At 50.9% G+C, this 21,129-nt stretch carries 17 protein-coding genes; 9 read left to right on the top strand and 8 right to left on the bottom strand.

Annotated elements, in window-relative coordinates:
- Positions 1–91 precede the first annotated feature (91 nt).
- Genes JHU38_RS02025 through JHU38_RS02010 form a run of 4 tightly spaced genes read right to left on the bottom strand, consistent with a single transcriptional unit; the run spans position 92 to position 4,533 of the window.
- The gene (locus tag JHU38_RS02025; RefSeq protein WP_004371701.1) at positions 92–2,182 is read right to left on the bottom strand and encodes a type IA DNA topoisomerase; all 2,091 of its coding nucleotides are present in this window, start codon (positions 2,180–2,182) and stop codon (positions 92–94) included.
- A gap of 60 nt (positions 2,183–2,242) precedes the next feature.
- Positions 2,243–3,802: a DUF3945 domain-containing protein gene (locus JHU38_RS02020; protein WP_004371700.1), complete on the bottom strand. Its 1,560-nt coding sequence runs from the start codon at positions 3,800–3,802 to the stop codon at positions 2,243–2,245.
- Between the two features lie 20 nt (positions 3,803–3,822).
- Positions 3,823–4,173 (bottom strand): helix-turn-helix domain-containing protein, encoded by a 351-nt coding sequence (locus tag JHU38_RS02015; RefSeq protein ID WP_004291454.1) that lies wholly within the window; start codon positions 4,171–4,173, stop codon positions 3,823–3,825.
- A gap of 3 nt (positions 4,174–4,176) precedes the next feature.
- A complete protein-coding gene (locus tag JHU38_RS02010; RefSeq protein WP_025072716.1) occupies positions 4,177–4,533 on the bottom strand; it encodes a helix-turn-helix domain-containing protein in 357 nt (118 codons plus the stop codon).
- 202 nt (positions 4,534–4,735) lie between these two features.
- On the opposite strand from JHU38_RS02010, the gene JHU38_RS02005 reads away from it, so the two are divergent.
- Together JHU38_RS02005 and JHU38_RS02000 are read left to right on the top strand one after the other, a co-directional pair.
- Positions 4,736–5,035: a helix-turn-helix domain-containing protein gene (locus JHU38_RS02005; protein WP_004371698.1), complete on the top strand. Its 300-nt coding sequence runs from the start codon at positions 4,736–4,738 to the stop codon at positions 5,033–5,035.
- 31 nt (positions 5,036–5,066) lie between these two features.
- The gene (locus JHU38_RS02000) at positions 5,067–5,372 is read left to right on the top strand and encodes a helix-turn-helix domain-containing protein (protein ID WP_025072717.1); all 306 of its coding nucleotides are present in this window, start codon (positions 5,067–5,069) and stop codon (positions 5,370–5,372) included.
- A gap of 74 nt (positions 5,373–5,446) precedes the next feature.
- Here the strand turns inward: JHU38_RS02000 and JHU38_RS01995 are convergent, their stop codons facing one another.
- Together JHU38_RS01995 and JHU38_RS01990 are read right to left on the bottom strand one after the other, a co-directional pair.
- A complete protein-coding gene (locus tag JHU38_RS01995) occupies positions 5,447–5,809 on the bottom strand; it encodes a hypothetical protein (protein ID WP_004371696.1) in 363 nt (120 codons plus the stop codon).
- A gap of 12 nt (positions 5,810–5,821) precedes the next feature.
- Positions 5,822–7,057, bottom strand: coding sequence for a site-specific integrase (locus tag JHU38_RS01990; RefSeq protein ID WP_004371695.1), 1,236 nt, complete (start codon positions 7,055–7,057; stop codon positions 5,822–5,824).
- An 892-nt stretch (positions 7,058–7,949) separates the two neighbouring features.
- Here JHU38_RS01990 and JHU38_RS01985 point away from each other — a divergent pair.
- The 7 genes from JHU38_RS01985 (at position 7,950) to JHU38_RS01955 (ending at position 17,508) form a co-directional block, all read left to right on the top strand.
- Positions 7,950–8,405: a YhcH/YjgK/YiaL family protein gene (locus JHU38_RS01985; protein ID WP_107581786.1), complete on the top strand. Its 456-nt coding sequence runs from the start codon at positions 7,950–7,952 to the stop codon at positions 8,403–8,405.
- Positions 8,406–8,523: 118 nt separating this feature from the next.
- Positions 8,524–9,087, top strand: a complete 564-nt coding sequence (locus tag JHU38_RS01980) for an RNA polymerase sigma-70 factor (protein WP_146157003.1) — start codon at positions 8,524–8,526, stop codon at positions 9,085–9,087.
- Positions 9,088–9,158: 71 nt separating this feature from the next.
- On the top strand, positions 9,159–10,166 hold the full coding sequence (locus tag JHU38_RS01975; protein WP_107581784.1) for a FecR family protein: 1,008 nt from the start codon (positions 9,159–9,161) through the stop codon (positions 10,164–10,166).
- A 108-nt stretch (positions 10,167–10,274) separates the two neighbouring features.
- Positions 10,275–13,565: a TonB-dependent receptor gene (locus JHU38_RS01970; protein ID WP_232369802.1), complete on the top strand. Its 3,291-nt coding sequence runs from the start codon at positions 10,275–10,277 to the stop codon at positions 13,563–13,565.
- A 5-nt stretch (positions 13,566–13,570) separates the two neighbouring features.
- Positions 13,571–15,193, top strand: coding sequence for a RagB/SusD family nutrient uptake outer membrane protein (locus JHU38_RS01965; protein WP_107581783.1), 1,623 nt, complete (start codon positions 13,571–13,573; stop codon positions 15,191–15,193).
- Between the two features lie 20 nt (positions 15,194–15,213).
- Positions 15,214–16,329 (top strand): glycoside hydrolase family 18, encoded by a 1,116-nt coding sequence (locus tag JHU38_RS01960; protein WP_107581782.1) that lies wholly within the window; start codon positions 15,214–15,216, stop codon positions 16,327–16,329.
- 42 nt (positions 16,330–16,371) lie between these two features.
- Positions 16,372–17,508, top strand: a complete 1,137-nt coding sequence (locus JHU38_RS01955) for a DUF1735 and LamG domain-containing protein (RefSeq protein ID WP_107581781.1) — start codon at positions 16,372–16,374, stop codon at positions 17,506–17,508.
- Between the two features lie 686 nt (positions 17,509–18,194).
- On the opposite strand, the gene JHU38_RS01950 is transcribed toward JHU38_RS01955, so the two are convergent.
- Positions 18,195–19,589 (bottom strand): aryl-sulfate sulfotransferase, encoded by a 1,395-nt coding sequence (locus tag JHU38_RS01950; RefSeq protein ID WP_107581780.1) that lies wholly within the window; start codon positions 19,587–19,589, stop codon positions 18,195–18,197.
- Between the two features lie 39 nt (positions 19,590–19,628).
- Positions 19,629–21,110 (bottom strand): toxin-antitoxin system protein, encoded by a 1,482-nt coding sequence (locus JHU38_RS01945; RefSeq protein WP_107581779.1) that lies wholly within the window; start codon positions 21,108–21,110, stop codon positions 19,629–19,631.
- Between the last annotated feature and the right edge of the window lie 19 nt (positions 21,111–21,129).

The following is a 21,129-nucleotide window of genomic DNA, read 5'->3' as shown; positions in this document are numbered from 1 at the left end:
TCCCTCCGAGTGCCGCCACTAAATCCAAAGTATGAGTGTAATCCGGTATCGAAGAACAATTCATTACTCTGAACAAGTGGCAAAGTTAATACTATTTCTTCCGTCCTGAAAATTTCTTGCCCTTTTTAGCCTCCGGGAACACGAACGTCGTGTTATATTCCCCGTCAAAGGCGACGACGGCATCGAAGCTCTTGCCCTGTTTGCTCTTGAAGCCTTTGAGCAGCTGGGTATGCCCTTCGGTGAGCAGGTCTTTGATTTCATCGTCGGACAGGGTGCGTCCCGCTTTCAGCCGGAACACGGGAAGCCCGCACTCCGTGTTGTCGCAGCGTACCACCTTGCCGTAGAACCGCATCCTGCCCGTGCCGCACTTGGGACACGCGCAACCGGAATCGCGGCTGCCGAAGAGTTTGTCGCATGAGAGCAGTTCGGAGGTAATCTCCCGCGTGTACGCCTCTATCTTTTTGCGGAAGGTATCGGCGGACAGCTCCCCACGCTCGATGCGTGCCAGTTCCTTCTCCCATTCGCCTGTCATGGCGACATCGGCGATGCGCATCGTCTTCACCACGGAATTGAGTGCAAGCCCCTTTTCGGTGGGGACAAGCAATTTCTTGCAGCGTTCCATGTAACCGCGCTTGAAGAGCGTTTCGATGATGGAGGCGCGTGTGGCGGGAGTACCGATGCCGCAGTCCTTCATCGCCTGCCGCAGTGCGTCATCCTCGATTTCCTTGCCCGCCGTTTCCATTGCGGACAGCAGGGTGGCTTCGGTATGTAGCGGCTTGGGCTTGGTCTTCCCTTCTGTGATGGAAGAGGCTTTCAGTGTCAGCGTGTCGCCTTCCTGCCAGCCGGGAATGGTGGTTTCCTCCTTGTTTTCCTCGCCATAGACAGCACGCCATCCGGCTTGCCTGATGACGCTGCCTTTCACGGTAAACTCCACTCCGGCACATTCCGCCATGACAGCGGTCACGTCCTTGACGCATTTTTCAGAGAATGCCTCGACCATGCGCCCGGCAATCATCTGATAGATGGTATTGTCCTCTTTGGAGAGGAAGAGCGGTTTCTCACCCGTGACGAGTAGGGCATGGTGGTCTGTCACCTTGCCGCCGTCTACGCTGCGGCGTGTCGGGATGGCTTTTGCCCGCACCTTGTCTTTCCATTCGTGCTGTGTGCCGATGAAAGCGAGCAGTTTGGGAATTTCGGCAAACACGTCTTCGGGGATGTAGCGGCTACCCGTTCTCGGATAGGTTATCAGCTTCTTCTCGTAGAGCTTCTGCGCGATTTCAAGCGTCTGCTCCGCCGTGAAGCCGTGCTTGGCGTTGGCTTCTTTCTGAAGCGTGGTCAGGTCGTACAGCAACGGGGTATCCTCCGTTTTCTCCTTGCGCTCGGCTTTCGTTACCGTTGCGAAGCCTGCCGCCTTTACCTTATTATATAGCTCCGTTGCCGGTTCTTTCGACTTCCATTTTTCAGAGGATGAGAATTTCACGACCTTGCCGTCGCAACCGTCCGTTGCGATATGGAGTTGCCAGAAGGCTTCGGGCGTGAAGCGGCGGTTCTCCCAGTAGCGTTCACATACCATAGCCAACGTTGGTGTCTGCACCCGCCCCACGGAGTATGTGCCGTGTCCGGCGGCGATGGAGAGAGCCTGCGTGCCGTTGATGCCCACGAGCCAGTCGGATTCGCTTCGCGCTTTGGCGGCGAGGTATAGGTTGTCATACTTGCCGCCGTCTTCGAGGTTGCGCAATCCCTCGCGGATAGCCTTGTCGGTGAGCGAGCTTATCCACAGGCGCACGAAAGGAGTGGTACTGCCCGTGTAGTGGTAGAGGTAGCGGAAGATAAGTTCACCCTCGCGTCCGGCATCGGTTGCCACGATGATTTGGTCGCTGGTGCCGAACAGCCTTTTGATTGTTTTTATCTGCGACACCACGCCGCTATCGGGCTTGTAGCCTTTCTCCGTCCTGACCTGACGGGGGACGAGCGTGAAGGTGTCGGGGATAATCGGGAGGTTGTCACGGACGAAACCGCGCACGCCGTAGCCATCGGGCATGGCGAGCTGGACAAGGTGTCCGAATGCCCATGTCACGGCATAGCCGCCTCCCTCGAAATATCCTTCCTCTCTCTTTGTCGCGCCCACGATGCGGGCGATTTCACGTGCCACGGAGGGCTTTTCTGCAATGATTGTCTTCATGTCTTCTTCTTTTTTGTTGATACTTTGGATTTTATTTTGGATTCAGTGGCGGACATCGGTCTATACTTTCATGCCCTTGCCCGTTTTCTTCTGCGGCTTGTCCTGCTGCTGTTGCTGGCGGGCGTCCTTCGGAGTGGTCTGACCTTTCTGCAAAGGCTCTTTCAGGTTCTTTGTCGCCTCGTTGGTCTTGCCCTCGTTGTTCACCGCCACCTGCGTGCGGCTCTCGTTGGACGGGGCGACCTGCTGCCCGATGTCGGGATTTGTTTCGTAGCGGTACGGGCGACCCTTCTCCGGGTTGAACTTGATATACATCGTGGCATGGAAGCCCTGCTTGTCGGTCACGTTCTCCAGTTTCACGGCTTTGCCCGCCACATAGTCGGCTTTCTGCTGTTCGGTGAAGTTCACGTCGCTCCATTTGCTGATGGGGCGGATGCTGCCGTCCTCGTTCGTCCACGTGTTGCGGCGTTGCTCCTTCTTGGTCTGTGTGGCATTTTCCCCGCCTTGCGCCTGACTTTTCGACGTGTCGCCTTTGGTTTCCTGCGTCTGTACGGTACGGGGCGACCTTCCGGTTCCCGGCACGAACTCCACGCCGCGCTGCTCCACGTTCACTTGCAGAGTGGTGACGAACTTCCTGCCGTCGTTGCGCTCGATGAGCTTGTCGCGCACGGGCAGTCCGGCGCGGAGCATATCCTGCTCCTGCTTGGTGATTTCCGTCTTGCCGATGCGCTCCGGGATGCGTACCTTGCTCGCCGGAATGTCCGTGATCTCATTCGTCTTGCGGTCGATGCTGATGTAGGAGGGGATAATCTCGCCCGTTTCCTTCTCCACGATGTCCACGACCCTGCCGAGGTTGCCCGTCTCGCGCAGGTTCTTCCGGTCGTCGTCGGAGAATTTGTGTTCCTTGTATTCATCCAGTTTCTGCTCCTTGCGGATGAAGTGCGGCACGAGGCTGATGTTTCCCTCGCCGTCCTTCTTGAAGGAAAGGCGGGCGTCCAGCTCGAATGCTTCGCCGCCGAAGGTGGGCTTGACCTTCACCAAGTCGGACTTGCCGTAGTGGAGCATCTTCGTAAGGTCGCCGGACTTTTCAAGGTCGTCACGCTTCACGCCCCATCTGTCCTCCAGCTCCTGCCAGTTGATTTTGCTCTCGTCGATGGGCTGGTAGCCCCGTTTGCCCTGCGTCTGTTCGGGATCTTCCTGTTGTTCTTTTTGTTGCTCCATGTTTTCCTGTTTTTGAGGTTCTTGTTTTTCGGTTGCCAGTTCTTCCTGCACCTTTTTCTCGTAGTCGGAGGTGTCCACCTTGTGAGGGGCAAGCAGCTCCTTGTTCGCTTCGGGGTCTTTCAGCAGTTGCTTCATCACCTCCAAGAGATTTTCGGCTTGGTCTGCCGCGATGCGGTAAAAACCGAAGCGGCTGGGTTCCTTGCACTGCCGGAAGAAGTTCTTGAAGAAGTTGTCCAGCACGTCGCCGTGTCGGTCGAATTGCAGGAAACTCTGCGCGTTTTCCGCTTTCGCGGGGGTGCGCTTGGGTGTGCCGTCCGCGTTCAGCCCGGCAACCACGCTGATCTCGCCCGTCTTCTCGTCACGGACCACCAGCACGTCCTTTTCGTCTTTTTTCTTTGCCATCTGAAAAATGTTTTAATGGGTTATTTATGAAAGAAATTATGGATACGAGCCTTGTAGAAGGCTATATCTTCCTTTTTGAAGTCCTTGATATGGTTGGAAAGGAATGTCAGCACGTCCTCCTCGCTGTAATAGGTTTTCTTGCCCAGTGTCTTGTAGGGCAATGCGCCGACACTGCGGTAGCGTTGCAGGGTGCGCTTGCTTATCTGAAGCAGCATGCACAAGTCCTGATTGTCGAAAAGGCGGATGCTTTCCGTGATAGTAGGCTGTTTCCCCTCAGCCTTCATCGCCAGCAGCAGTTCGTCCTGACGGTCGAGCCGTTCCATCAACTTCTGCATCCAGCCTTCGAAGTTGTTTCGTGTGAGCAGTTCCATGACCTATGTCCTCCTTCCTTTGGGGTTGCCGCCCGTGCGCAACGTGTGGTTGCGTTTCAGTTCCTGCGGTGTCGCCGCGTCCTCGTTGACGGTACTCTCATCAAGCAGGCGGTCGATTTCCGACTGCCGGTAGCGGCATTTGCCGCGAAGCACGACATAGCCGATGCGTTGCTCGCTGCGCATACGCTGGAGGGTGCGGGTACTCACGTTAAGCAGGTGCGCCGCCTCGCGTGTGGTGAGCAACCTGTCGGGCGATGCCGCTCTCTTGTCACCGGAGACGGCACGGACGTGTGCCGCAATCTCCGCTATCTGTTCCGTCAATGACCGGAAGACGGAACTTTCCATTGTTATCACTTTCATATTCAGTCCTTTCTTTTTGTATCTGCGGCAAAATTCGGCAATAAACAAAAGGGGCTTTAACAACTCACTACGTGACTCACGTAAGATTTTTACGGAAGATGGCTCCGTAACCCGGTCAAACGGCGCAACAGGCAGCCTTTCAGTGGAAAACGGCACGTGTCCGGGAGTGTATCGTTACCTTTGCGGGCAAACCGATAATTGCATGAATATGGAAATAGTATCAATTGAGAAAAAGACTTTCGAGATGATGGTGGCGACATTCGGCGCACTCTCGGAGAAGGTCGCCGCACTGAGGCGCAAAAGCGACACGGGGCGCATGGAAAGATGGCTCACGGGCGAGGAGGTCTGCGGGCAGTTGAGAATAAGCCCGCGTACGTTGCAGACGCTGCGTGACAGGCGGCTTATCGGCTACTCGCAGATAAACCGCAGGTTTTATTACAAGCCGGAGGAGGTAAAGCGGTTGATACCGCTTATCGGTACACTCTATCCGCACGGCAGATGATTTGATTTATTTACCCACTGAATCCGAAGTTATGATAAACGAGAACAACGATGTTTTTACGATGGAAGACGAGCCGATAGCCTCTGTGATGCAGGATATGCGCAAAGGCTCAAAATGGCTGTCCGCATTTCTGGAGAATTACCGTCCTCCGCTGGACGGGGAGCGTTACCTGACGGACGGCGAGGTGGCGGAACTGCTCCGTGTAAGCCGACGCACCTTGCAGGAATACCGCAACAACCGCGTGTTGCCCTTCATACTTTTGGGAGGGAAGGTGCTTTACCCGGAAACGGGGTTGCGCGAGGTACTGGAAGCGAACTACCGCAAGCCGCTGGAGTGACGCTGGCATGAAAAAGGAAACGGGCGACACCTTTTGTGGTGCTGCCCGTTTCTTGTCTTATGGGGTATGCGCAATCAGCAATACCCAGTTTTTCCGTTCTGTATGAACATCACGTATGCCTGCCGTTTCTCTTGTGAGAGTGCCTTTCCCACCAGCCATGTGCGAAACAGGTGGGTGTTGTAGGTGTTCAGCCGGAAGGCGACGGGTATGATGATTTCAAGCGCGTACACGTCCGCGTACAGCCCGTTTTCAAGTTGCATGTAACGGCATACCTTGTAGTCGTTCAGCACGTCCGACTTGCGGACAGCTTTGATGGCGGCGTTCACTGCCGGGACGGTCGTATGGAACAGTCCGGCGATTTCGGTGGCGGCCATCCATACGTCGTTACCGGTTACGCTGACCGCCTTGTTATCTATGATGATTATGTCACGTTTCATGGCTCCTCTTTTTTAGATGGTGCAACCTGCAAATTCCTCAATGCCGCTCAATCTTGCCACAAGGTTCTCCATGTCCTGATTGAGTTTCTCTTTCGTTATCTTAGCGTAAATCTGCGTCGTCTTTATGCTCTTGTGTCCGAGCATGGAACTGACGGTTTCGATGGGTACGCCGTTGGAGAGGAATACCGTCGTGGCTGCCGTGTGGCGGCTCTGATGCCACGTGATATGCTTGGTGATGCCGCAACGCTTGGCGACGGCACGGATACCGGCAAGGCACGTGTTATAATGCGGTACGGGGAATATCCTGCCGTCCTCGCACAGCCCCCGGTATTTGCCGATTATGCGGTTGGCGATGTCGAGCAGGCGGATGTTGGACACCACGCCCGTTTTCTGGCGGTTGATGTTTATCCACTCGTGTTCGTCGAAGTAGGTGCGGATATTCTCTTCTGTGAGGCTGCGCATATCCGAAAACGATAACCCGGTGAAGGCGCAGAACAGGTAGAGGTCACGGTACAGTTCTTGTTTGGCGTTTTTCAGTTTCCCGTCCATCAGCAGGCGTATTTCCTCTTTGGTCAGGAAACTGCGTGTCGTTTCCTCCTTCTTGATTTCATACTCGCGGAACGGGTCGCGTGTCAGCCACTCGTTGTTGATGGCGATGAAAACCATCGTCCGTAGCGGGCAGACATACAGCCACACGGTATTGGTGCAGCAGTGCTTGTCCGTGCGCAGGAACATCTCGAAATCGGAGATGAAAGCCGGGGTAAGCTCTTTCAGGGCGATGTCCTTCACATGGTAGCGGATGTCGAGGAACTCTTGCAGGTGCTTGTAAACGGTGCGGTACTTCAACAGCGTGCCTTTGGCTTTCATGCCTGCCTCCACCTGTTTCTCGTAGTCCTCGTTGTGCTGGCGGAACACCTGCATAAGTGTATGATGGCGGTGTTCCAGTCCAAGAAATGCGTTCTTGACTTTCTCCGCTGTGACGAAATTATCACGCTCCATGATTTCCTGATAGTGCCTGTTGATGCGTACCCGCATCTTGTCAAGCATACGGTTCGTTTCGAGTGCCGCCGTGCTTCTGCCCGTGACACGTCCACCTTTGGTGTCCCACAATTTCGGATCGACAGTCAGCTTGCAGCTGAACTGCGTTTGGCTGCCGTCAACTGTGATGCGTCCCATGACGGGAACTGTCCCGTCCTTTTTCACTACCTGACGCTTGAGGTAGTAGATTACTGAAAATGTACTCTTCATTGTCCTTAATTTTTTGGTTTCAAAATTAGTTGGTGAAGAGTCCGGTGTCGGTACGCAAAACGGAGAGGAACGGCGCAATCTTTTTCCGTAACCGGATTTTTCGCGTGAGTTGTCGGTAACTCACTATTCCTTAGTGTCTTGTTTCGCCCTCCGTGCCCGTTTGTCGCATTTTCGGGCATGGTTACGAACAAGTAACGTTGCGGCGTCAGGATTTGGCTTCGGCAGGGATTGTAATGGCTTCACGAATTATCGCCACTTCAACTAAAACCCTTGTAACTCAATTCTATCACTATATCTTTCCGCATTTCACTTTTTTGTAGTAACTTTGTCTGTAAAAGATACCTGATTTTAACACTTCCGCAACATGTCATCTAAGTGCCGTCATGCCAAAAAGCTCCTTCGTTTTACCGATTTTTATGCCCTTTTGTGCCCAAAGTTATCCTTTTATCGGCTCAAAGCATAGCGATTACGCTGTCAAAGCATAGCTTTTAGCCGATGAAAGGGCCGCGATTACGGCCTGAAAGCATAGCTATTAAGGGTAAAAAAGCGAAGAGGGAGTACCTTGAAAAATACAATATGTTGATAGCCAGCGTTTTATAAACTTGCTCTAAAATCGCTTATTTTGGTCCGTCTCTTTTCTTTTTCAGAATAATGCCACTTTTTTGATGGTATATGTAAAGATAATTCAGGGTGCGGTGGAATTTTCGTGAGGCCAATTTTCTACTGAGTCACCGTGTCCTCATTCTATTTTTTGACATAAGTTACTACAAGGTTCTCGTCTGTCTTGCCAAGAGCGGAAAAGGCATGATGGGATGATGGATGGTGAATGGTTTAGGTTTTTCAAAAAATAATGTTACCTTTGCGCCATCCTATATTATTGAAAGGTAGCATTATGATTATCGACACATTGGAAAATCTGGCCCGCTATGCTCCTATGAACGCGCGCATTAAGGATGTGGTGGCCTTTCTGGCGGCACGCGACCTGCGTGTCATGCCCGAAGGACACCATGAAATTGACGGCCCCGAGTTTTTTGTCAATATCCAGGAGCGGGGAGCCAGGACGGTGGACGAGGCCGTGCTGGAGTATCATCGGGTGATGGTTGACATTCAGATACCGATTGGCGGTCCTGAAACCATAGGCTATACGCCTGTGAGCAAGTTGCCCCAAGACACCTACGACGTTGCGTCCGACGCCGCTCTGTTGCCCGGTATTCGCCCCGAGAGCTATGTGACGGTTCAGCCCGGTGAGTTTGTCATCTTCTTTCCTACCGACGGTCATGCTCCTTGCATCGCGGAACCGGCCGGTTTCAAGAAGGCTGTTTTCAAGGTGATGGATGACAGGTGTTAAAGGGTGGTAGATTTGCTTTGTCTGTGTTGTCATCGGGTACCGGTTGGCCGAGTGGGTGAAGGCATGAAACCGTAATTGTTATCGGCTGTAGTAACTAACGACTTATAAATAAGCTATCGTGGAATCCGATACGAACCCATTGTTTTCTATCGCTTTCGACCGTGACGAAAAGAAAGCTTTCGATATGATTTTCATCCGCTTCTATCCTCGGGTGAAGCGCTTTGTCATGGGCTTTTGTGGCGATGAATACGAGGCGGAGAACGTAGCGCAGGACGTCTTCATGAAGTTGTGGATGAAGCGACGTCACGTCTCGTCGGTGGAAAATCTCGACGCCTATATCTATGCCATGGCCCGTCATGCCGCGCTCGACGCTTTGAAATCGGTGGCCTTGCGTGCCCATTCCGCTGTCGAAGACTCGGATATAGCCGATGAGACCCATGTGGAAGACGCCCTTTACAGCCATGAATTGCGTGAAATCATCCATCGGCAGATAGAGAAAATGCCACCCCAGCAACGCCGCGTGTTCCGAATGAGCCGTATGGACGGGCTGAAGAATGATGAGATTGCCGAGACATTACACATCAGCAAACGCACGGTGGAGGCTCATATTTCCGCCGCGTTGGTCGAACTTCGTAAATTTGTCACCGTCTTTATCGTGGAAATGCTGCTCCGGCAGCTGTGAACCGACTCTTAACTTCTTTTAACTACGTGTCTTTCGTGCTTCAGTCGTTTATGTCAGTAAACCCTGAAAGCATGAATAACTACATAGCCTATCAAATCGTAAGAAACTTTGTCGACGGACTCATTCCCCATCGCTATCGGCCGCTTGTGGCGCGCTGGTTGCGTGACGATGAGGATGCCGCGGCCAAGGAGGCCGCGTTCAGAAAGGTGTGGGACCAGACGTCGTCGGCCGAAACGTCCGATTTGGCGCGGTCGTTGGTTACCTTTCAGCATAGTCGCGACGCCTATGAGCGTCGTCGTGATGGTCGTCGTCAGCGTTGGCGTGCCGTGAAATACGCGGCAGGCTTGCTGCTGTTGTTGGCGGCCGGTGGCGTCCTTTGGTTTTCGGCGTCGTCCTACTACGCCCATTCAGGAGAGTTGTTGGAATGCAGCGTAGCCAACGGAGCGACCGGTGGGCTGACCCTTTCAGACGGAACGCGGGTACGTCTCAACGCCGGTTCCACCGTGCTGTACCCTCGCACGTTCAGCCGTTTTGCCTCGCGACGTGAGGTCTATTTGGAGGGTGAGGCCCATTTCGAGGTGTCGAAGGACGCCGAACATCCCTTTATCGTCCATGTGGGCAACCTGCGGATACGGGTCTTGGGTACCCGGTTCAACGTGAAGGCCTACGTATGCGACGAGAATGTCACCACGACCTTGGAGGAAGGAAAGGTCAGCGTGAGCAATGACAGGCAGTCGGCCCTGCTGAAACCCAACGAGCAGCTGATTTACAATCGTATCAACGGGCAGATGCGGAAGACCTCTGTCGACAGCGAACGCTACAAAGCGTGGATGGAGGGTAGGCTGGTATTTGACCAGGAACCGCTTGGGCGCGTAATAGCCGACGTATGCCGAAAGTACAACGTAGAGATTGACGTGGCTCCGTCGGTCGATACAACAAGGAGATATACCATGAGTTTCCGAAACGACGAGGGAGTCGACGACGTGATGAACGTCATCACCAAGATAGCCGGAAACCTTACTTATCAACATGAGCACGGCAGAATCGTGCTTAAAATGAAGAAAGGAGGCGCCCGATAGACAGAGAAAGACATCACGAGTATTAACTTATCATTTATAATTAGAACGATTCAAATTATCTGATACTAAAGTATGAAACGATTTATTAATCCATTATCAAACTCAGTAATGGCCAGACCAAAAACATTTTTCGTGGCTGCATTATTGTTTATCTCGTCGGGAGCCTACGCGCAAAACCTGACGATTAAGCTTCAACAGAAGAAAGCTACGATGAAAAGCCTGATAACGGCTATTGAAAAACAAACATCAAAGTCTGTCGATTATGGACAGAACATCATCAATCTGAAGAAAGTAGTCAATGTCAGTTCGTCATCCATCGAGCTGTCGGACCTGCTCAAGGAAATGCTGAAGGGTTCGGGATTGGAGTTTACCATCACCGATCGACACATCATCATCTCGCAACAGCATGGAGGAAAGCCACAGCAAGATGCGGGCAAGACCGGCTCTGTCAAGGTGGCGGGCCAGGTGGTAGACGCCCAGGGCGAGGCTCTTCCGGGCGTTTCGGTCCGCGTCAAGGGAACGAAAAACGCGACCGTGACCGACATTGACGGCAACTTTTCCATCAACACCAATCGTGGCGACGTGCTCGAATTCTCGTATGTAGGCTTCGCCACCAAGGAGGTGAAGGCTGCCGACGCGGGACGACGCCTCACCCTGACGGAAGACTCAAAGGTACTGAACGAAGTCGTAGTGACGGCCTTGGGTATCAAGCGTGCCGAGAAGGCATTGAGCTACAACGTGCAGAAGGTGTCGAGCGAGGAGCTGACCCGTAACAAGGATGCCAACTTCGTAAACTCACTCAATGGTAAGATTGCCGGTGTGAGCATATCCAAGAGTGCCAGCGGTGTGGGTGGAGCAACCCGTGTCATCATGCGTGGTGCTAAGTCTATTGACGGCGACAACAACGTGCTTTATGTCATCGACGGTATGCCCTTGTTCAATTTCAGCGGTGGAACCGATAGTGGTATCATGGGCGAAGGCCGTGTAAGCAGTGAAGGTATTGCCGACTTCAACCCCGAGGATATTGAAAGTATCAACGTGTTGGCCGGTCCCTCAGCAGCAGCCTTGTATGGTAGTAGCGCAGCCAATGGTGCTATCCTCATCACGACCAGAAAGGGCAAAGAAGGTCGTTTGGAGATATCTTACTCTTCTTCAGCCGACTTCAGCAAGCCGCTACTCATGCCGAAATTCCAGAACACTTACGGCAACAAGGCCGGTATGTACGAGAGTTGGGGCGAGAAACTGGCCACCCCCAGTAGCTATGATCCCGCGAAAGACTTCTTCCGCACTGGTACAAACTTCATCAACGCGCTGACCGTCAACACCGGAAACGAATTCAATCAGACTTTCATGTCGGTGGCTTCGACCAATGCGAAAGGCATCGTACCTAACAACACCTACGACCGATACAACTTTACCATCCGTAATACGTCGAAATTGTTCAAAGGAAAGATGCAGCTCGATCTGGGCGCATCATACGTGAAGCAGAAAGACAACAACATGGTTTCTCAAGGCGAATACTGGAATCCGATTATGGCAGCCTATCTATTCCCTCGTGGCGAATCATTTGAAGATATCAAGACGTTCGAGCGTTTCGACGTTACCCGTAATTTCCCACTCCAGTATTGGCCGATAAAAGAGGGACGCTTTGCCAATCAGAATCCCTATTGGACGGCTTACCGCAACCTTGCTCCCGACAATAAGGATCGTTACATGTTCAATGCGGGCCTCACCTATAATATATATGACTGGCTGAGCCTTGCCGGTCGTGTACGTCTCGACAGAACATTCATGACCAGTGAGCGCAAGATTTATGCTTCTTCATACGAATACTTCGCTAAGCCTAATGGTGCCTATGAATATTATGATTATAAGGATCATCAGACTTATATAGACGCGATTGCCAATATCAACAAGCGTTTCGGCGATTTGAGCCTTGCGGCCAACGTCGGTTACAGTTATTCCGATTATGCTTCGCTCACCCGTGGCTACGGTGGCAACCTCGTATTGCTGCCCAACAAGTTTTCGCTGACCAATATCGACCCGTCAGACAGCAAGATTCGTGAGTCAGGCGGTGACTCGAAGGTGCGCAACGTAGCAGCTTTTGCCAGTGCAGAATTGGGTTGGAAAAGTATGGTCTATCTGACACTTACAGGCCGTAACGACTGGAACTCTCGTTTGGTCAACTCCTCAGAAGAATCTTTCTTCTATCCTTCCGTTGGTCTTTCGGGCATTGTTTCGGAAATGGTGAAGCTACCCAAGTTCATCTCTTATCTTAAACTGAGAAGTTCTTATACCGAAGTTGGTTCCCCTGTTTCCCGTTCGGGTATGACGCCGGGCACCATCACAACACCTCTCGTGGGCGGTAGCTTGAAGTCGACCGACATCTATCCGTTTACCGATTATAAGGCTGAGCGTACGAAGTCGTATGAAGTGGGCTTAACAGCACGCTTCTTCAAGAAACTTTCCGTAGAATTCACATGGTATAAATCCAACACTTATAATCAAACCTTTATTGGAGAACTGCCTGAAAGTTCTGGTTACAAGGCCGTTTATCTACAGGCTGGAAATGTGGAAAACCGTGGTGTTGAGATGACCGTTGGTTATAACGAAAACTTCGGTGACTTGCAGTGGAACTCTTCGCTGACCTACTCGCGAAACGTAAACGAAATCAAGGAGATGGTTAAGGACTACGTACATCCAAAGAGTCCGAAGCCCATCAACATTCCGGAAGTATCGAAAGACAAGGGCCGTGTAATTCTGAAGGTCGGCGGAAGTATCAACGACATTTACGCACGCAAGGTGCTGGCAAAAGACAACCAAGGCTATGTCAACGTGACCTCTTCGGGCGGTATCAACCTCGAAACCGTGGATCCTATCTATCTGGGTAAAACTACGCCCGACTTCACGATGGGTTGGAACAACTCGCTCAGCTATAAGAACTTCGGCTTGAGCTTCCTTTTCAATGCCCGTTTCGGCGGTGTTGTAACATCCTCTACCCAGGCTTTGCTCGACCGCTTCGGTGTTTCTAAGGCTTCTGCTGATGCAAGAGACGCGGGCGGTGTGATGATTCCTAATCAAGGACTCTTCGACGCGAAGAAATATTACACGCTGACAGCGACCGGTGAAACCGACCTCGCTGGCTATTACACCTATAGTGCTACCAACATCCGATTGCAGGAACTGACCTTGAGCTATAAGTTCAATCCACGTTGGTTCAACCATGTGCTGCGCGATCTAACCCTTTCGTTCGTGGCTACCAATCCATGGATGATCTACTGCAAGGCTCCTTTCGACCCGGAGATGACTTCTTCTACAGGAACCTATGGTCAGGGCAACGACTACTTCATGCAGCCAAGTCTCAAGAGTTATGGATTCAGTGTTAAGTTTAAATTCTGAAAACGATGAAAAAGAAAACATGTCAATATATAATAGGTCTATTGGTTTTACCGCTGTTCACTGCCTGTGACTTCGAAAAAATCAATACCAACGAGTTTGAAATGCTCCCCGAAGAGGGGTTGATGGACGGTATTGCCATCGGTGGTCCGATTACAGCTATGGAGAAATGTGTGGTTCCCGTAGGCACGCAGGCCGACGGAACCAGTGTTGTCAACAGATATCAGACAGCCTACAATCTGGCGGCAGACTGTTGGAGTGGCTATTTCGGACAGAACAATAACTGGGGCGGCCCCAACAACCTGAACTATTTCTTACGCGATGGTTGGGTTGCGTCTTCCTATACAGAAGCCTATTCCACCATGATACCATTGTGGCAGGATATCAAGAGCAAGACCGAGACAGCCTATCCGGAGGCTTTCGCCTTGGCGCAGATCATCAAAATATCGGCTTGGCACAAAGCTACCGATATGTTCGGCCCCATTCCTTACAAGGAAGCCGGCAAGGGATTGATTACCGTTCCTTACGATAGTCAGGAAGAAGTGTACAAAGCCATGTTCGCCGAACTCACCGACGCCATCACCGTACTCGCGAAATATGTCGACCAAGGTTCTACCACATTGCTGGCTAAGGCCGATGCCGTATATGGCGGTGATGTCAGAAAATGGGTCGTTTACGCCAACTCCCTGATGTTGCGTCTGGCCATGCGCGTGTATTATGCCGATGCCGCATTGTCTCAGAAGTACGCTCTTCAGGCCATCAATCATCCCTACGGCGTCATGAAGGGAACGGGCGACGAGGCTAAGATGGAACAAGGAGCCGGGCTTGTGTTCAAGAACAACTTGGATGTCCTGATCAACCAGTACAACGAATGCCGCATGGGTTCGTCGATGCTGGCCTATCTGGGTGGCTACGAAGACCCTCGCTTGCCCAAGTACTTTACAAAGTCGTCTCTACGTCAGGCTGTCGCTATCGGCAATCTGGGTAAATACTGTGCTATTCCCACCGGTCATGCACTTCCCGCCAATGAGATTTTCAAAGAGTGCTCGAAGCCCAATGTTCCTTCTACAGCGCCTACTTATTGGATGCGTGCGTCAGAAGTGTATTTCCTGAAAGCTGAAGCCGCACTCCACGGCTGGGCAGTCGGTGCTACAGCCGAAGAACTTTACAAGAAAGGCATTGCCATGTCGTTTGAAGAAAATGGTATTTCGGCTTCGGAAGTAGACGAATATGTAGAATCAGGACGCCAGCCAATGGCTTACAACATGACGGTATACTATCTTTCACTCTCCGTGAACAAGGCTCAGCCAAGCAAGGCTACCGCAGAATGGAAGGGTAGCAAAGAGGAGAAACTGGAGAAAATTATGATTCAGAAATGGATTGCGCTCTATCCGAACGGGCAGGAAGCCTGGAGCGAATATCGTCGAACGGGCTATCCCAAATTACATGAGGTAATCAGCAACCTCAGCAACAATGAGGTAGACACCTACACCGGCATTCGTCGCATGCGCTTCCCGACTAACAAGGCTACTTCGCAAGAAGAACTGGAGAATTTGGAGAAGGCCCGCAAACTGCTGCGCGGCGGTATGGACAAGGCTGGAACACGTCTCTGGTGGGACAATAAGAAATAATGCTTTAAAACCTAAGAACAATGAAAAAGATTAAATATTATACGTTATTGTTGGTGCTGTTGACCGGATTCGTGTCGACATCCTGCTCCGACATGACGGAGCCTGAAACAAAGGAATTCGACCATGTGGGCGGATTCAACACGCTCAACAACGCTAAGAGCGAGAAATATTATGCCGACTTGCGCGCTTACAAGCAGTCGGCCGTCAACTATGGACGTCCGGTAGCGTTTGGCTGGTATTCCAACTGGTCGCCGGCCGGCACCTACCGCCGTGGCTATCTCACCTCTATGCCCGACAGTATGGACATCGTTTCCATGTGGAGTGGCGCACCGAGCCGCTTCAACATCACGCCTGAACAGAAGGCTGACAAGGAGTTTGTGCAGAAAGTAAAAGGCACCAAGCTACTCGAAGTGACGCTACTGTCGTATCTCGGCAAGGGTCGCACGCCTGAGTCTGTTTACCAAGAGGTAGAAAAGCAGGCCAAAACGGAAGGCTGGTATAACGATGAAGCGCGACTAAGCGAGGCAAAGAAGAAGGCACGCTGGAAGTTCTGGGGCTTTAACGGTGAATTTAATTCAGAAAACCACAAGCAGGCTCTGGCTAAGTTTGCCAAAGCCCTCTGCGACTCTCTGGAAGCCAACGACTGGGATGGTTACGACATCGACTGGGAAATCGGAAGCGGTGTCTTCGATATGGATGGCACGTTAAGTAGCAACGAACACTTGATTTTTCTCGTCAAGGAAATGAACAAGTATATCGGACCGAAGAGCGATCCCGAAAATAAGGGACATAAACTCATCTGCATCGACGGCCATTTCCGGAGCCTCACCGAGCCACTCGACGGCTATGTTGACTACTGGATTGATCAAGCTTACGGTCGCATCACCAACTTCGATAACTATAATATCGATGCGAAGAAGATTATCACGACCGAAAACTTCGAGTCGTCTTTCGCTTCCGGCGGACAGCTGCTCAGACAGGCAGCCTCCATGCCATCGAATGGGTATAAAGGTGGTGTAGGTGCTTATCGCTTTGACAACGATTACGACAACACGCCCAATTACAAGTGGATGCGCCAGGCCATTCAGATCAATCAGAAAGTATTTAACGAATGGAAAGCCAAACAGAGCAAGTAAGTTCTTTGCACTCCAATCAATTAACTTAATACGAAAGAAACAATGAAAAAGCATATATTAAGCTATGTGGCTTTAGGATTGGCGGTGTTTCTGCCGACAGCCTGCAACGACAGCGAAAGCGACTTGTTGAAGCCCAAGGTTTATTTTGAAAACAAAGAATATAACGTAGAAGTGAAGGAGGACAAGGCGACCATGGATGTCGAGCTTACCTGCCGTCTCTCTAACACCCACTCGTCCGAGGTTGCGGTGTCCTACTCCGTGGCCGAGGCAAGCGTAGTGAAAGACTACAATATCAAGTACGGTACCAATTATCAGACACTGGATGCCAAGGACGTGAAGCTGGAGAAATCCACTTCGGTCATAGAAAAGGGACAACTCTTTGCCGGTAAGGTGAAGATGACGCTAAGCAACCTTGATAAACTGGCCGAGGGCAAGTCATACGTAGTACCCGTGCGACTCCATTCAGGATCGGTTCCAACCATCGAAGGCACCGACATCGAATATGTTATTCTGGCCAAGCCTATCACGATTACGAAGGTGGCTGAGTTCGACAACAACTATATCTCGGTTAAGTTCCCCAGTGGCACTTTCTTCAAGTCGTTCACTTACGAGGCGCTCATCTATCCTACCTATCTGGGAAGTAACAACACTGTTCTCGGTACAGAGGGTATCATGATTCTCCGTATCGGCGATACCGGCGGTGGTATACCCAGAGGCATTGTCCAGGCTGCAGGCCGACAGCATTACGAGGCTCCCGAGAAGTTGCAGACCGACAAATGGTATCATTTGGCACTGACATTCGACCAGACTTCCGGAAAGACCGTGATGTATCTCAATGGTAATAAATGGGCTGAATCGGCTTGGAATATCCCGGGCTTCGATCCCAATGCCGACGTCGGCTTCAATATCGGCAAGCTGCCCGGTTTCCCCTGGGGAGAACGTCCGTTCTACGGTTATATGAGCGAAATCCGTGTGTGGAGCGTCGCCCGGAGCGAAAATCAAATCAAGCAAAACATGCTGGGCGTGGATTCCAAGTCCGACGGATTGGAACTCTACTATAAACTCAATGGAACGGAAAAAGTAGAAAACGGCACCGTGAATGACGCGGCCAAAGGCCTCGGCGGCCGTACCGGTGGCTTTAATATCAAAAAGCTGGATGTGCCTGTGGCTATCAATTAGTCCGAATCTTCATTTTAAATAATCTCTTCAAAGCACCCTGACAGGCCTTGCGCTGTCAGGGTGCTGCTTTTTGCCGGCTTGCGTTGTGAAGGGCCAAAAAGCTTTTGTTTCAATGTCGACACGAACATAATTATCCCGAACCGCATGGATATTCCCGATATCACATGCGCGAATTTTTCCTCTTTCTCTCACGGAGACAAATCAAAAACGTATTTTTTAAACAAACAGAATCATTTTGTTAATTTCTGTGCGCGTTTTTAAACAAAGCCCCCCCAAACATATGCCCCCTGAATTATCTTTACATATACCATCAAAAAAGTGGCATTATTTTGAAAAAGAAAAGAGACGGACCCAAATAAGCGATTTTAGAGCAAGTTTATAAAACGCTGGTTATCAACAGATTGTGTTTTTCAAGGTACTTCCCCTTCGCTTTTTCGCCTTTAATAGCTATGCTTTCAGGCCGTAATCGCATCCCTTTCACCGGCTAAAAGCTATGCTTTGGCAGCGTAATCGCTGTGCTTTGAGCCGATAAAAGGATAACTTTGGGCACAAAAGGGCATAAAAATCGGTAAAACAAAGGAGCTTTTTGGCATGACGACACTTAGATGACGTGTTGCGGAAGTGTTAAAATAATGCGATTTTTTATAACAAAATCACAGAATTAAGATGATACGGTGATGAGAAAGTCAATATTCAATCGTAGGAATATATTCTGCTCGATAGAACAAATGTTGAAGCGATAGGATTCGATGAATCGTAACTTGTTTACTACAATCTGTAAAGAGAATTAAGTTTTTCACGCTCGAACCGAAAATCAGCATATCTTTACCAATCTGCTGAACATTTCCACGATTAGGTGAACTATACTGTCGAGGTATCTCACAATTCAAAGTCAACTCCGCGCGACGTGTCTGTAAATCCACCTTATATCGCAAAGCGCGCGAGCCACGTATATTGTCGCGAGCATTGTCCAACACCAACACTTCATCAGGCGCTTTCGGATTCGCGCAGTGCATTCCGTCGGCAAAACCTTCGGACTGCATCGGCACGTCACCGGCTTTACCTACACGATAAAGCACACGCCCCGTCGCGGGATCAATCTTCCATAGTTCGCTCGGCCGATTGAACGTCATATAGTAATTGCCATCCGCATCATAGTTGATGGAATTGGCATGTAGCCAGTCTTCCTTGATGTCCATAATGCGTGGATTTTCCGTCGGATTCAGCGTCTCGAAGCAATCCCACTGCTTCACGATATTCCCTTTAAGGTCCATGACAGCGAAGCCGTCGCCCGTGACGACTTCATTCGCTGTGCCGCCGTATGCCCGCAAATCGAACGTCCGATCTACCGTCGTCACGAAAATCGCATTTCCATTAGGCAATGGACGGCATTCGTGGTGGGCCTTTCGGCCTGCCATCTCGGGCAGCGTGCTGAGTTCCTTTTCAAGGATTACGTTTCCCCACAGATCCATTACTTTCAAAATGCGTCCGGTATAGGCCTGGTTAAAATCATTTTGTATCGGCTTGGTAATCATGTAGAGCCGATTGGTCTTTGGCTCAAGATTAGCAACCAGCACGCCTTCGGCTATGGGCTGATACCACACGGGAATGCCTTTTGTGTCGAGCAGATAGACATATCCCGGCGACTTTCGCATATAGACCAGCAGATAACCGGGCAGCTCATGAGGCATATCGTCGACCAACAACGACGCATGGGCGATTTCATCGGGAGCCGCCCCTGTCACAAACTCACGGACATCCGACGGTTCGCCTCCCTCGTAAACAAGCCGACACGCATAGCGGGTATTCGGTTTCAGCATAATCAACGTGCGGTGCACGATGCCTTTGCCGACAGCGGGTCGTGTCTTCCGCAGCGTTGCCGGGTCAGCCTTTTCCCAATACTCGATATGATAGGCGGTAGACGCCTTCAGCTCGGCCGTCAAATCAGCCCGCAAGGCATTTTGTTCATTACGCTGTACATTGAAAGTGACGAGAGTGGTGTCGGGCCTGCTGTCATCCTCGTTGCGGCAGGCAGCGAGGATGAGCAGGGCCGAGAGTAACAGCAAGATGGTTCTTTTCATAACTGAATGATCCACGATCGCGTTTTATCCATTACAATATCAATATGCCGTGTATTCGATATAATCAAAATTCGCTGTATATTTTCCGGTAAGCGGATTGCCCGGCATCCAGCCGCGATTGGATTCTGCCGAGGCGATAAAGAGGAATTTTACAACATCGGCACCATAATTGGCAGGCAAAGTCTGTATCACCTCGTCGTCGATGGCATATACAATCACGTATTTTCCATTTACTTTTTTCAACTCAATGCTCAGTTTGTAATCCGTCTCGGGCTTCAACACCTTCACATTGCGGTCCAAAGCCGGTATCTCCGAATAGATGCGCAACAGTAAATCGCCAGATTGAGCGCCTAAGCGAGAGCGTTCAGCGTCGCTACCATACCAGCCCACAATCGTAAGCGTATGCGGACCATTCGCTTCATTAGCCGTATACAAAGTACCACCGGCCATGAACTTTTCCGCGCCGGCAAGTCGGGGGAAACGCAGTTTCCAAATATATTTGCCGAAACCTACCGGCGTAGAATATTCGATTTTGGACGTAATGCAGTAGCCGTCATTAGAAAGAAGCAACCGACCATCACTTACGCCATAATAACCGACGCCGTCAGCTCCCACATTAGTCCATACTTTCCAACCATCAGGCATTCGGTCGAAAGTCCACCGCTTGGTTTCTCCCTCATCCGGTTCGGGTGCCGGATCGACGGGATCGACCGGTTTCTCGGGCGTAACAGAATCCGATGAATAGCTATAAGGAATATAAGAAACGTAGTCCCACAAGCCGTAATTAGTCTGATAAGGCCACGTATCACCAATAAACTTCAGATTCTCCGTACTGCAGAATATATAGAAAGGAACTTCCTCTCCATACGCTAATTGCTGCATGGCGTACGGATGCTTGTCGATGAGCCATGTCGCGAAATACTTCTTACCCACCAGTTTCAGATCTATCTGGAACTCATGCCAGGCATTCTTCTTGATACCGACCTTCTGCTGTAGCCAAGGATTGTCTTGACTCGTGATATAAGCAATCACTTCGTCGGCGGCAAGACCAAGCGCTAAACGCTCTGCGGCCGTGCCCGAACCGACTTCAAAGTCGAGTTCATGCTTGTCATCGTGCCACAACCATGAGCCGATACTCGTCCGTTCTACTTCGCCTAAGTCCGATATATAAGTGCGCCAAGTGTACAAACCGGCACTATACTGCTTCACAGTGCGCACTTTCTTGCGTTGCTGCGTATTGGCACTCGTGTAAATCCGCAAGGCTTTGCCATCTTCACATTGGGTATTACTTTCTATAGAGGAATGGTTTTCGGTATCATTGCCTTGGTTGGCAACCGTCCACCCTTCCATCGTGTCGAAATTCCATAGACTCTGTTTCTGTCTATCCAGCACACCTGCTTCAGGTGCCGTAACATGACTCATAGGCTCACCCGTAAAGCGGCCGTCTTTCCCTACACTGTCGCATGCCGTGAACAACAGCATCAAAGCTATAAAGAAGATATTTACTTTATAATTTGTCATATTTTTCTGTTTTATGAAG

The organism is Prevotella illustrans, assembly GCF_017426725.1.
Classification (GTDB): Bacteria; Bacteroidota; Bacteroidia; order Bacteroidales; family Bacteroidaceae; genus Prevotella; species Prevotella illustrans.
The sequence above is the reverse complement of the archived record's forward strand: the minus strand, read 5'-3'. Positions and strand labels throughout refer to the sequence as shown.